This window comes from Microcoleus sp. A006_D1 (genome assembly GCF_036702805.1).
Lineage (GTDB): Bacteria > Cyanobacteriota > Cyanobacteriia > Cyanobacteriales > Microcoleaceae > Microcoleus.
Map to the genome: position 1 here is coordinate 361,000 of NZ_JAUBVZ010000005.1, position 13,214 is coordinate 374,213.

Consider the following 13,214-nt stretch of genomic DNA (forward strand, 5'->3'; position numbering starts at 1 on the left):
TAAAATCAACTGATGTTTCAATATATTGTTAAACGTTTGCTGGGAATATTGCCAGTCCTGTTCGGAATTACGCTGCTGGTATTTGCTTTTTTGCACCTGATACCTGGAGATCCGGCGACTGTACTTTTGGGAGAACGGGGAACTCCCGAACAGGTGGAAATCTTGAGAGCGAGATTGGGTTTGAATCAGCCTTTACCTTGGCAATATTTGGCTTTTTTAGGGAGTTTGCTTCGCTTTGATTTGGGAAATAGTATTATTAGCGGGATTCCGATTGTTGATGAAATTATAATTCGCTGGCCTGCTACTTTGGAACTGTCTGTAGCGGCGATGTTGGTGGCCCTTTTGCTGGGAATTCCGGCGGGAATTTTGGCGGCGGTTCGGAAGAATAGCTGGCTGGACAATCTGACGATGAGCGGTTCTTTGATTGGGGTATCTTTACCAGTCTATTGGTTGGGTTTGATGTTGATTTATTTGTTTGCTGTTTATCTGAAATGGCTGCCTCCTAGCGGGCGGATGAGTGTGGATTTGGGGTTTGGTTTTAAGTCGATTACGGGTGTTTATGTTTTGGATTCGTTGCTGAGGTGGGATTTGGCGGCTTTGCGGGATGCGATCGCCCATTTAATCCTCCCAGCCTTGACTTTAGGGACTATCCCACTAGCTATTATCGCTCGAATCACTCGTGCTGCGATGCTGGAAGTGTTATCGCAAGATTACATCCGCACGGCGCGGGCTAAGGGTTTGCCGGAATTTTGGGTGATTTTGAGACACGGTTTGAAAAATGCGTTTTTGCCGATCGTCACAACTATTGGTTTACAGTTCGGCACGCTTTTAGGTGGCGCGATTCTGACTGAAACAATTTTCTCCTGGCCGGGAATTGGTTCTTGGATTTACAGCGGTATTCTGGCGCGGGATTACCCAATTGTTCAAGGTGGAGTAATTTTTGTGGCTGTGACTTTTGTACTGATCAATCTGGCGGTTGATATTTCCTATGCTTTTTTTGATCCAAGAATTCAGTACCGTTAATTAAAAGGGGAGTTCAACAGAAAATGCTTGTTTAACATCGGGCTGTAGCAGGTAGTAAATGGTAGCGACGGCAAAACCCAGAGATAAAAAATTGACTGCTGCACCTGCGCTACCCAACATTTTGGCAATTTGCGCGAGAATGGCGACGACATGGATGATTAATGTTCCCGTCCAAGCCCAAGTTTTGAGTTGAAACAAACCCCATGCTAAGACTAGGGAAATAATTCCGATAATTATAGCGATCGTCGCAAAAATTGCAATGAAGCCGCCGATGACAGTGCCAACTTTTGCGCCGCCGACAGCCGCACCAAGACCGCCAAAAATGCCTGCAAATAATAGGATGAACAAGCCGTCAATAAGACTGAAAATGCCGCTAATTAGCTGCAAGATTGCCAGAATTGTAACGCTTTGGGGACGATTCATGTTTGGGCGTTTCCATTTTTAACGGATTTGCAAAATATTTTAACCTGTTGTGGGCACAGGGCCGATCGATATTCAGGATTTGACCACCTTGCGATCGACAAATCGGGTTTATGAGAGTCAGCGAATATTGTGTCGTTCTAGCCACGCACTGTACGATCGCCCAAACAACTCACAACCTAGTTTAGTAGGTGTCGCTGCCTGGGGAAAGCCTGCGCAGAGAGTGAGTTGTTTGGGCGATCGCAGTTTGGGCCTACATCCTGAGACTGAAAAAACTTAACATTTTTTAATAAGTTGCAAAGATTAGCTATAATTGTTTACAGGTGCTGGTTGGGGAACTTTTTTTAAATCACCCGATCGGATGAGTCTGAAAGACGATGCCAAGCATCAGAAAAAATTTTACTTTTAAGTTAATCCTGAGATTTAAATTAGGTGAGTCGGTATGATCGTTAGCCCCAAAAAGGAAACTGCTCAGGTCAAGGTAGAAGATACTCAGACTGTAGACACCAAGGCCCCAGAGACTAAAATTGCAGATAACAAAACCGCCCAAAAGCAGTCCCCGAAGAAACCGGCGCGGAAGATGTCGCGGTGGGCGATCGGCTTGGTTGCAGCCGGGTTGCTAGCTGTACCGACTACCATATATATAGCAAAAAGCCGATCGCAGCCGAAAGTAGATGCGATCGCCACCATGACAGTGCCGGTGGAAGCGCAAAACCTGACGGTGCGGATTACGTCGAGCGGGACGGTGCAGCCCGTACAGCGCGTGAATCTCAGCCCCAAAGGCTCCGGCCGCATCGCAGAGTTATTTGTCGAACAGGGCGATCGCGTCGAAGCAGGACAAATCGTTGCTCGCATGGAAAGCCGCGACGTGGAAGCTCAGCTCGCTCAAGCTAAAGCTCGCGAAGCCAGCATTCGAGCCAAACTCGCCAAAATCGAAGCCGGAAATCGAGCTGAGGACATCGCCAGCGCCCGCGCGCGCTTAGATCAAGCCGAGGCCACTCTCGCACAACTTCAAGCGGGGAGCAGATCCGAAGAAGTTGCAGGAGCTAGAGCTCGTTTACAGCAAACTCAAGCCGGCTTGCAGCAACTCCAAGCCGGCAACCGCGTAGAAGAAGTAAATCAAGGGCGAGCTCGTTTAGCCCAAGCTCAAGCCCGTTTAGCAGATGCTCAAACTGGCAGTGTTAAACAAGAAATTGCCCAAGCACAAACGCAAATTGTATCGAGTAAAGCCCAAGCTGAACTAACAGCTAAGCGGGTGGAACGTAACCGCCCGTTAGTGCAAGAAGGTGCTCTTGCTCAAGATAAGCTGGATGAATTAATCAAAGAAAATCGCACTGCCCAAGCTAAGGTAACAGAAGCCCAAAAACGCCTGCAACAACTGCAAGAAAGTCGCGAGTCGCAAATTAAGCAACTGCAAGCTGCGGCACAAGTCGAGCAGCAAGCATTGAAGCAGTTACAAAACGGTACGCGATCGGAAGGAATTGCTAAAGGTGAGGCAGAAGTTGCTGAAGCGAAAAGCAAATTAGCGCAAATTGAAAACGGCAATCGTCCAGAAGAAATTGCTAAAGCCCAAGCAGCAGTTGCTGAAGCAAAAAGCCAATTAGCCGTACAAGAAAACGGGGCTCGCCCGGAAGAAATAGCTTCGGCTAAAGCTGATTTAGCGGAAGCTCAAGCTCAAGTCCGCTATCAAGAAGTGCAGTTAGAAGATACGAAAGTTCGCGCTCCTTTTGCAGGAGTTATTACCCAAAGATACGCGATTCAAGGAGCTTTTGTAACTCCGGCAACTTCGGCGTCGGAAGCAACTTCGGCTACTTCGACATCGATTGTTGCTCTCGCTAGAGATGTGGAAGTTTTGGCGAAAGTCCCGGAGGCAGATATCAGTCAAATTAAACCGGGTCAAGAGGTTGAAATTGTGGCTGATGCTTATCCCGATAAAGTGTTTAAGGGCCGCGTTAAGTTGATTGCGCCGGAAGCTGTTAAGGAACGGGATGTGACGCTGTTTCAAGTGCGCGTCGCCATTGACACTGGCAAGGATTTCTTGCAGTCGGGGATGAATGTAGATTTGAAATTTGTTGGTCAAAAGCTCAGCAATGCTTTGGTTGTCCCGACGGTGGCGATTGTGACTAATAAAGGTCAAACGGGTGTGCTGGTTCCTGATGAGAAGCAGCAGCCGAAGTTTAAGCCTGTGACGGTTGGATCGACGATTGGTAACAAGATTCAGATTTTAGAGGGTGCTAAGGCGGGCGATCGGGTTTTTACTGAACTTCCTGCTGGTAAAAAGTTGGAGGATATTATTAAGAATCAAAAGTAGGGAATGGGGCATAGGGCATAGGGCATAGGGCATAGGGCATAGGGCATAGGGCATAGGGCATAGGGCATAGGGCATAGGGCATACCAATTCCCAAATCGAAAACTTCCCCAATGTAAAATCCAAAATCCAAAATCTAAAATAGACTCATGGATATTATTGAAAGCGTCAAAATGGCTGTCACAACTTTGACAGCAAATAAGTTACGCAGTAGCTTGACGATGTTAGGAATTATCATCGGTAATGCTTCTGTAATTTCGATGATCGGTATCGGTGAAGGTGCTCAGACGTTTATTGCGGGACAAGTTAACTCTCTGGGGTCAAATTTGCTGTTTATCATTCCCGGAAGTCCTGACGCGCAAAGCCGCCCGGTGATTCCTCCTCAGACTTTGGTGTTGGAAGATGCTCAGGCGATCGCCTCTCAAGTTCCTTCTGTCCAAGAAGTTGCACCCACTCTCAATGACAGTCAACTGGTTACTTACCGCAATAAAAACGTTTCCTCTTCCATTGTCGGAACTACTCCCGAGTTTCTGTCGGTAAGAAGCTTTGATGTTGGTCGAGGTCGTTTTTTAAACAAATTAGATTTGGAAAGACAGGAAAATGTAGTTGCTTTAGGTTCGGAAGCTGCTGAACAATTGTTTGGCAATACGCAGCCTGTCGGTCAATATGTTCGCATCAAAAACGCGACGTTTCAAGTGATTGGGGTGATGCAGTCTAAGGGTTCTAGTTTTGGCGACAATCAAGATATGAATATTTATTTGCCCCTGACAACGATGGCTAACCGGATTGTCGGCCGCTCGTCTCCCTACGGTACTAAGGTAACATTTATTTCGGTTTCTGTGAAGGATGAGAAGTTAATGAGGGCGGCGCAATTTCAGATTGAAAATTTGCTGCGCTTGCGCCACAATATTACTAAAGAGGATGATTTTACTGTCCGAAATCAGAAAGATTTAATGAAGACTTTGGGCAGCATTACTGGGGCTTTGACTCTGATGTTGGCTTTTGTGGCGGCAATTTCGCTGTTTGTGGGCGGCATCGGGATTATGAATATTATGCTGGTTTCTGTGACTGAACGTACTAAGGAAATTGGACTGCGAAAGGCGATCGGTGCTTCTCCTCAGGATATTCTGATTCAGTTTATGATTGAGGCTGTGATTTTGTCGGCTGCTGGTGGCGCGATCGGTACTGGATTCGGTATCGGCGGCGTGTTTTTGGTGTCTGCTTTTACTCCTCTGCAAGCTAGCGTGTCTCCAGTGGCGATCGCCCTTGCAGTCGGCGTTTCTGGCAGCATTGGCTTATTTTTCGGCATCGTACCCGCAAAACAAGCTGCTAAATTAGACCCGATTGTCGCATTGAGAAGTGCTTAATTAGTTTGTTGACTGTTGACTGTTGACGGTTGACGGTTGACGGTTGACGGTTGACGGTTGACTGTTGACTGTTGACTGTAGTAAAACAAATAACCAATAACCAATAACCAATAACCAATAACCAATAACCAATTATGAATTTTATTGAAAGCGTTAAAATGGCCGGTCAAACACTGCTCGCAAACAAAACTCGCAGCAGTTTGACGATGATTGGGATGATTGTCGGAAACGCCTCGGTAATTGCGATGATTGGTATTGGAGAGGGTGCTCAAAATTTTGTGGGCGGACAAGTTAAATCCCTGGGTACAAATGTATTGATTGTGAGACCGGGAGTGCCCAACGCTAGGCGAAATGCGATCGGCAATGCGCCTCAAACACTGATATTACCAGATGCTAAGGCGATCGCAACTCAAGTCCCGTCGGTGCAAGGTGTCTCCGCAGAACTCAACAGTTCAGAAATCGTTCGCTACAGCAACAAAAATGTCTCGTCTCTAATTTTTGGGACAATTCCAGAATTTCTGACTGTCAGAAACTTTGAAATGGCTAAAGGGCGATTTTTGACCGAACTTGATATTAAGAAAAACAATCAAGTTGTGGTTCTCGGTTCAGAATTAGCCGAGAAACTGTTTGCTAATACCAATCCCCTCGGCGAACAAGTGCGAGTCAAAAATGTCAGTATGAAAGTCATTGGAGTATTTGCGCCGAAAGGGACATCTTTTGGTACGAATTATGATAACTCGGCTGTTGTGCCGATCGCCACCATGGCCAACCGCATTGTCGGGCGCAAATCTCCCTACGGTTTAGCTGTCACCTCGCTGTTTATTTCAATTCAAGATGAGTCGAAAATGGATGCGGCTCAATTTCAGGTGGAAAACTTGCTGAGACTGCGGCACAAGATTACCACAGAAGATGACTTTACTGTCAGAAATCAGAAAGATTTAATGGCAACAATGGGGGCGATTTCCGGGGCTCTGACAATTATGTTAACTGCTGTTGCTAGCATTTCGCTGTTGGTGGGCGGCATTGGGATTATGAACATTATGCTAGTCTCCGTGAGCGAGCGGACTCAAGAAATCGGGCTGAGAAAGGCGATCGGAGCATCCCAACAAGATATCTTGTTTCAATTCATCGTCGAAGCTGTAATTTTATCTGCTGCCGGAGGGATAGTCGGTACTTGCGTAGGTGTCGGCGGTATCTTGCTTGTAGGTAATTTTACGCCCCTGCAAGCTGGTATTTCGCCCGTGGCGATCGCCCTGGCTGTCAGCGTCTCCGGCACAGTGGGCCTGTTCTTCGGCGTCGTCCCCGCGCGCCAAGCCTCCAAACTCGACCCGATCGCAGCTTTAAGAAGTGCTTAACAAATAGTCACACATATAATATACTTAAGTAGATACCGAGACAAGTACATACATAATGTTACAGTTTGATGCTAACCAGGATATATATATCTTTAAATATTAATAAAACCAGCGGCATTGTCAATATTTAGCAAAATTTATTTATTTTTACGTAGAAATCAAACCGGAAACTTTACAAAGATGAGTTAAAGATTAAAGATTGAATAAAGTTGTAGTCCGGGTATTTACGTAGTAAGCGGAAAGTCTAATAATATAAATTAGAAGCAAACAGACATGAGCATTTATCAATGCTATGATTCTTTGCTATTAGTTAATGAAAAATATCAAATAAATACCAATGGCATCTCTTACCAGTAGTCCTAAATTCGACTTTCTCGAAGGAACTTCAACACCAGACAGAATTAGCGGCTTGGATGGCAACGACATACTTTATGCCAAGGGCGGAGATGACTTTCTTGAAGGCGATCGAGGTAAAGACAAAATCTGCGGCGACCAAGGTAACGATACAATTTTCGGCGGTGCAGACGAGGATATCATCTGGGGCGGCAAAGGCAACGACCTAATTTTTGGCGATTCCGGCAACGACACCCTCGACGGCGGCAAAGGCAGCGATACCCTCAGCGGTGGCGAAGGCGATGACATTTTTGCGATCGGCAAAGGCAACGGCGGCCCCACTGTAGCCACGGCCGACTACATCACCGACTTCGAGAAAGGTAAGGACAAAATTCGATTGCTCGACGGCCTGACATTTGGAGACTTAAACATCCAGCAAGGCACAGACGCTAACAGCAACAGCACCGTAATTCAAGACAAACTCACAGGCGAATATTTAGCAGTATTGCCAGGAGTCAACAGCAGCAGCGTCACCCCCGACAACTTTACAACTCACCTATCGGGAAAGCCCATCATAGACTGGAACGGAACAATGCTCGACGCCATCCGCACAGCCAGCAGCCCGCCTCCGCTAGCCTCCCGCAATATGGCAATGGTTTCCGCCGCCATTTACGACGCTGTGAACTCGATTAGCAAAAAATACAGCCCTTACCGCGTCAGCATAGATGCACCCGCAGGCGCGTCACAAGAAGCAGCAGCAGCAGCAGCAGCCCAACAGGTATTAGTCAGCCTCTATCCTGCACAAGCAGCAAAATTCGATGCAGCATACCAATCATCTCTGTTGACAATTCCCGACGGCAAATCCAAAGATGACGGCATCGCCCTAGGTAGACAAGTTGCTGACCAAATGATCAGTTGGCGGAGTACAGACGGCGCCACCAAAGTAGTGTCGTACACCCCCAAAACTGACCCCGGCAGTTGGCAGCCGACTCCTCCCGCCCTGGCCGCGTCGCTGGCACCCCAGTGGCCGGATGTGACTCCCTTTGCGATGACTAGCGGTTCGCAGTTCCGCCCGTCGGGCCCGCCCGCCCTCAATAGCGCCAAGTACGCAGAGGAGTTTAACCAAACTAAAGAAATCGGCAAGGTTGACAGTTTGACACGGACACCAGACCAAACAGCGATCGCCAAATTCTGGGCCAACGGCGGAGGTACTTTTACTCCCCCCGGGCACTGGAACCAAATCGCTCAAGAAGCATCGGCCCTGGCCGGCACATCGTTGGAAGATAGCGCCCGCTTGTTCGCGCTGCTAAATATTGCCGAAGCCGATGCAGCTATTACCTGCTGGGATGCCAAATACAAATACGATACCTGGCGGCCCGTGACAGCTATTCGCCAAGCTGACAAAGACAACAATCCCAACACCACAGCCGACCCCCAGTGGACGCCGCTGATTGCAACTCCGCCCTTCCCAGAGTATTCGTCAGGACACAGTACCTTTAGCGGTGCCGCGGAGCCCGTCATGAACTCTGTATTTGGTTCAGATTTTGGCTTTGCAGATAAGGGAGACAAGTCTGTCAACAGTTTGCGAACCTATGAAAATTTTGCCGAAGCGGCCGACGAATCGGGGATGAGTCGGATTTATGGAGGCATCCATTTCATGAGTGCTAACGTAGATGGTTTGAGTGCGGGTAGAAATTTGGGGAACTATGTTGTCCAGAATTTCTTGGTTTAGGAAAGTTGCGAGTCGAGAAGGAAATGGAAAATCGAAACTTTTGATTTTCCATTTTCCATAAAACTATTAGACTTGAATTGCAAAAGTCCTTTCAATCAAATTTTCGGACGGGCTAGAAGCCCATCCCACATTTTTTTCTTGTGGGATGGGCTTCTAGCCCGTCCTAATTATTTTTGCAATTCAAGTCTATTCAGGCGCGTTATTGTTCGAGCAATTCCACAGTGCCGAGATATCCGTCTACTCGCACTTTTTGACCGTCTCGCAGGCGAGTTGTAGCTTCAGCAACATTCATGACTGCGGGAATTTTGTACTCGCGAGCGACGATCGCTCCGTGAGACAATTGGCCGCCAACTTCCGCTATAATTGCTGTTGCTGCCAAAAGCAGCGGTGCCCAACCCGCATCGGTGTAGGGTACTACGACGATCGCATTTTCGCCTAAATCGGTGGTGACAGTGCGGCAAATTTTGACAAAACCTTCGACGCAGCCGATACTGGCGGGGATTCCCTGCATGATAGCGGTTGTTGATGTTGCGGTTGCGAGGTCGATCGACCTTTTGCGAGAATTCGGCAGCAAATTGCCGTAGACTACAGGGGGAATCGGGCGATCGCGATCGGCTAACAGGCGATCGCGCCTCAGCCTAATCGTATCCTGAAAAGAAACACTCGCGCCGCTGCGAATCCACTGCTGAATCTCCCCAAATTCCAGATAAAAGATATCTCCCGGTTCCTCAAATACTTGCATTTCCAATCCGCAAGCTTCAATCTCCAGAAAAGTCCAGCGGAGATGAGCCAACAACCGGGCATAAATTTCGCTAATTTGGCTTTTGACTATAGCTCGATCCTGACATTTATTTAAGCGCCACTTCTGCGCAAAAGTCAAGCGTAATTCATCAGTTTCTGCTAAATTAACAATCGCAGGTTTTTGAGCGAGAGTTATCAGCAATTTTTGATAAATTTCCGGCTGTTCCCGCCAAGTAGGAACAGCGATATCAGTTCCCACCTCGCTCAAATATCCGTAAAGATCGAGCCACTTTTCAAAGTCCGCTTGCAAAGCCGGAGTTGCAGCAAATATCTGTGCTAAATCTGCGGCTGAAACAGTCTCGTCAGACTGCGAAACAGCAACTTGTCGCAATTTCTGAGCCAACTGCTGCAAAGCTCGCACCGAAGCAATTTCAGGAGCAGTATCATTAACAAGCCAATTATCGTCAACGCGAAAAATTGATTTACGAATTGCCAGCCCGATCGGCCCTAAGATATTGTAGTAAGTAATCGGTTTCAGCCACTCCTGAATTTGCTCCGCTCTCCCCAACAACTCCGACAAATACTGATAATTGGGAATAGGGAATTGGGCATTGGGCATTGGGCATTGGGAATCGGGAATTGGGCATTGGGCATTGTTACTACTATCAACTGCCAACTGCCTACTATCAACTGACTTCTCCAGACTTTGCAGTGCGGGGATAAAAATAGAAGTACGATCGCCCTCAAAATCTGCATTCAGCGCCCGCTCCCGCTGCACCAGACGCCACAAACCCGGCAAATTCGGCAAAACCTTCATCAAAGGCGGCTTACCCATCTTCTGCCCTCTGAGCAAAAACTCCAAACCCTGCTCCGGCAATCCCATCATCCGAAAGATTTCGCCCAACAGAGTCGCATTAAAATAGGCGTGGGAACCCAGCAAAGTTGCAGTTTCCTTAAAGTTTAGATGAGTCGCGCGATCGCCCAAAACCACCTGAAAAATCTCTCCCCAAACCCCGCAAGTCAGCGGCCGATTAATCGACCAAGTTAGCGGGCGAATTGCACCCGGAATCACTTCAGCGGCAATAGTGCGCGTCCAAAACGGCTGCAAATTGGTAATCGGGCGGCTTTGCAAAATCCAAACTTTTTCCCCGTCCCAACTCCACTCAATATCCTGCGGGATTCCGTGAAATAAAGCTTCGATGGCTTGCGCTTGTTTGACTAATTCTGCTATAATTTGTTTGTCAATAATTGAAGTGAGTTCGAGTGCGATTAAATTTTGTTCTAAAGTTTCAGAATGAGTAAAATCAACTTCCAAATGCAGCGGAGTAACTTGTCCGCCGACAACAGATTCAGCACCTCCCGGCAAAGCTTCAATAATTATCTGGGAACCGCCATCTAAAGGATTGCGGCTGAACATAACTCCCGCAACTTTCCCCTCAATATAAGGCTGAATCAAGACAGCCATTTGAGTATCTGGGAGTTGTCGCTGGCGGCGGTAAGCAACAGCTTCGGAAGTCCAATAAGACAGGCGACAGCGGTTAATGCCGTCGAGCAATTCTGCTTCAGTCAAAACAGGGCCAATAGTTTGATATTGTCCGGCTGCGGAACTAATATCGCCATCTTCTCCGGCAGCCGAAGAGCGCACAATTATGCGGTTGGGGATTTTGGATTTGAGGTTTTGGATAACAGGATTGCTGCTGGAAAGGCGATCGACATTTCCATCTTTATTCCCTCTGCCTTCTTTCTTGTTTCTTCTATCCGTGACATCCGTTAAATCCGTTACAGAATCCGCTGCCGAACTTCCCTCTTCCCTCGATGGCAATATCCAGCCCGAAGGAACATTAAAACCAGCGCGTTTGAGTTGAGACAACTTAGCAGCTTTATCGCCGCAGATTGCAGCATCCAACGAATCATCGAGAGAAAACAATTGTTCCGATTTAGATAAAGCCATATCATCACCCTGACTGAGATTAATTGCTGTTAGTAAAACTCCCAATCCTGCTGCGGTTAAAAATTCCGGCAAAGATTGACGCCACACCCAAACCCAGATGGGCGTGCACAAACACCCGCAGCGGGAAGCAAACAGTCTCGCCCGATCGCCCTTTTCCCACAACCGCCGTGCCAAACCCCACACCAGCAGCCCCAAAATCCCCGATGAGACAGCCACCGGCGGCGAAAATGCCAAAAGACCCCAAACAGCGTTAGTCACACCTCCACCTCGGGCGATCGCATATCTAGCGGCAACTAAAGGAATCAACAGGGCGATCGCGATCGCCGGCGCATCGGGAAACCAAAATCGCCCCGCCAAAACCGGCACAATACCCCGGGCAATTTCCGCCAACACCGCAGCAATTCCCGCCAATTTCCCCCCGTGAATGAAAGCAGCCGACACGCCCGCATTCCCCGTGCCCAACCGCCTCAAATCCTTGCCGCCCAGCAGCCGCACCGCCCAGCGAGTCAGCGGCAAAGCACCCAGACCAAAACTGGCAGCTAACAGAAATGCGATCGACAACAGCATAAAATCAGCCCTTTAAGTCCAATCTCTAAGTATTATGACTGCAATCTACTAATTTTTTCAGTCTTCAGATATATTGCATGAGCACCAATAGCACATAAAATACTATAGCAGTAGAGTAAATAAGGATTTCAACCTAATGGTAGAACACAACCTAACGATTCCCCTCGCAGTTCTTGGTGTTGGATTTGTAGCTGCGGTTAGTATCGGCTCCATTGCGTGGTACAACTCCAAGCGCCCCCCGGGTTGGGAATCCAAAGAACGGCCTGATTTTGTTCCGAAAGTTGATAAAGATGATTTGATTGCTGATGTTTCTGAGTCCAAAAGCAAATAAAACAAAATTTCTTTAGACTAAGAAAAGCTGAGAGAGGACTTGTGGATTAATGAGAAAACTTGGTCGTTGCCAGCCGAAGCTCTGCAATTTAAAAGCCTGAACCTTTCCATTGATTGCACAAGTCCTATTTTTATATCTTAATTAAGAAGATATCGACTCAAACGAGCGGAAACAAAATACCTCTTGCAAAAGTCCTTTTAATCAAATTTTTTGACGGGTTCTCCCGCCCATCCTAGGTATTTTTGCAATTCAGGCCTATTGTGTAGGGGCAAGTCTCTAAAAGCCCCTACATCGGCGATACCGCGCAATTTATACTTGCTTATTTTTGCAGCGGATTGAGTTTCGTCACCGAGCTTTCCTTGGCATCTTCAGCGCTATCATTCAGGAAACCAGAAGCATCCTTAAAAGCTGCGCCTACTCTCTCTAAAATTTTGGCATCGGGATTGCTGCGATCGAATACGGGTTGACTCTTCGTCGGCTGTCCGTCTGTCGTTTCTAACACAGCTTTGTCTCCGCCGAGTTCTAGATCGAACTTGTCAGTTTCCATCGGCGCAGAACCTGGATAAAGCAGCTTTGAGGAATTAGATTCAGCGGTAGTCGCAGCCAGGAGTGTCTCGCCCAAAATCGACAAATCAGCCCTATTCTTCTCTACTTTAGCAGGCGATTGATTGACTTTAGGATCTGTAGACATTTGATAATTTGTGTATCCATCACCACCGGCCTTGTGGGGGTTATTCATTCCTCCCATTTGAACGGGAGGATTTTCGGGCCGAGCACCTCGAACATCGCCAGCATTGCAAGCGGTGCTGGTAAACAGCAGCAAACCTGCCATCAATACAGTGAAAAATTGAGTCAAAAATTGACCGGTACGCAGTCTTTTAAAAAAAGCAGTTACAGTGTTCACAAAATTTTCCCGATTGTTTACTACTACTTGTCAAGAGTAAAAATAAAATCCCGATCGCTGCCTTTCACGGCGGTGATATTTTGCTGCGGAGGGCGATCGAGTTTTTTCTCACTTTAGATGGATTTAAAACTCGTAGGGTGCGTCAGTTCCAATAATTGCTCGACTTGAACAGGTTTGATATT

The 13,214-nt window shown here is 47.4% G+C and carries 10 protein-coding genes; 7 read left to right on the forward strand and 3 right to left on the reverse strand.

Going from position 1 to position 13,214, the window contains the following annotated elements; translation table 11 throughout:
- Nucleotides 1–12: 12 nt before the first annotated feature.
- Nucleotides 13–1,023, forward strand: coding sequence for an ABC transporter permease (locus tag QUB68_RS12080; protein WP_332992561.1), 1,011 nt, complete (start codon nt 13–15; stop codon nt 1,021–1,023).
- Here the strand turns inward: QUB68_RS12080 and QUB68_RS12085 are convergent, their stop codons facing one another.
- A complete protein-coding gene (locus tag QUB68_RS12085) occupies nt 1,024–1,446 on the reverse strand; it encodes a hypothetical protein (protein WP_332992563.1) in 423 nt (140 codons plus the stop codon). It abuts the gene before it with no gap.
- Nucleotides 1,447–1,495: 49 nt separating this feature from the next.
- On the opposite strand from QUB68_RS12085, the gene QUB68_RS12090 reads away from it, so the two are divergent.
- The 5 genes from QUB68_RS12090 (at nt 1,496) to QUB68_RS12110 (ending at nt 8,538) form a co-directional block, all read left to right on the forward strand.
- On the forward strand, nt 1,496–1,723 hold the full coding sequence (locus QUB68_RS12090) for a hypothetical protein (protein WP_332992565.1): 228 nt from the start codon (nt 1,496–1,498) through the stop codon (nt 1,721–1,723).
- 162 nt (nt 1,724–1,885) lie between these two features.
- Nucleotides 1,886–3,754 (forward strand): efflux RND transporter periplasmic adaptor subunit, encoded by a 1,869-nt coding sequence (locus tag QUB68_RS12095; RefSeq protein WP_332992567.1) that lies wholly within the window; start codon nt 1,886–1,888, stop codon nt 3,752–3,754.
- A 146-nt stretch (nt 3,755–3,900) separates the two neighbouring features.
- Complete coding sequence (locus tag QUB68_RS12100) at nt 3,901–5,118, forward strand: ABC transporter permease (protein ID WP_332992569.1); 1,218 nt, start codon at nt 3,901–3,903, stop codon at nt 5,116–5,118.
- A gap of 134 nt (nt 5,119–5,252) precedes the next feature.
- Nucleotides 5,253–6,473, forward strand: coding sequence for an ABC transporter permease (locus tag QUB68_RS12105; RefSeq protein WP_332992571.1), 1,221 nt, complete (start codon nt 5,253–5,255; stop codon nt 6,471–6,473).
- Between the two features lie 337 nt (nt 6,474–6,810).
- Entirely contained in the window at nt 6,811–8,538 is a 1,728-nt protein-coding gene (locus QUB68_RS12110) for a M10 family metallopeptidase C-terminal domain-containing protein (protein ID WP_332992573.1), read from the forward strand.
- Nucleotides 8,539–8,737: 199 nt separating this feature from the next.
- Here QUB68_RS12110 and QUB68_RS12115 read toward each other — a convergent pair whose 3' ends face one another.
- Entirely contained in the window at nt 8,738–11,797 is a 3,060-nt protein-coding gene (locus tag QUB68_RS12115) for a glycerol-3-phosphate acyltransferase (protein WP_332992574.1), read from the reverse strand.
- A gap of 136 nt (nt 11,798–11,933) precedes the next feature.
- Between QUB68_RS12115 and psb35 the strand changes: the two genes are divergently transcribed.
- Entirely contained in the window at nt 11,934–12,128 is a 195-nt protein-coding gene (gene psb35, locus QUB68_RS12120; RefSeq protein WP_332992575.1) for a photosystem II assembly protein Psb35, read from the forward strand.
- A 319-nt stretch (nt 12,129–12,447) separates the two neighbouring features.
- Here the strand turns inward: psb35 and QUB68_RS12125 are convergent, their stop codons facing one another.
- Nucleotides 12,448–13,032 carry a DUF6658 family protein gene (locus tag QUB68_RS12125; RefSeq protein WP_332992577.1) on the reverse strand — a complete coding sequence of 195 codons (585 nt, stop codon included), beginning with the start codon at nt 13,030–13,032 and terminating at the stop codon, nt 12,448–12,450.
- Between the last annotated feature and the right edge of the window lie 182 nt (nt 13,033–13,214).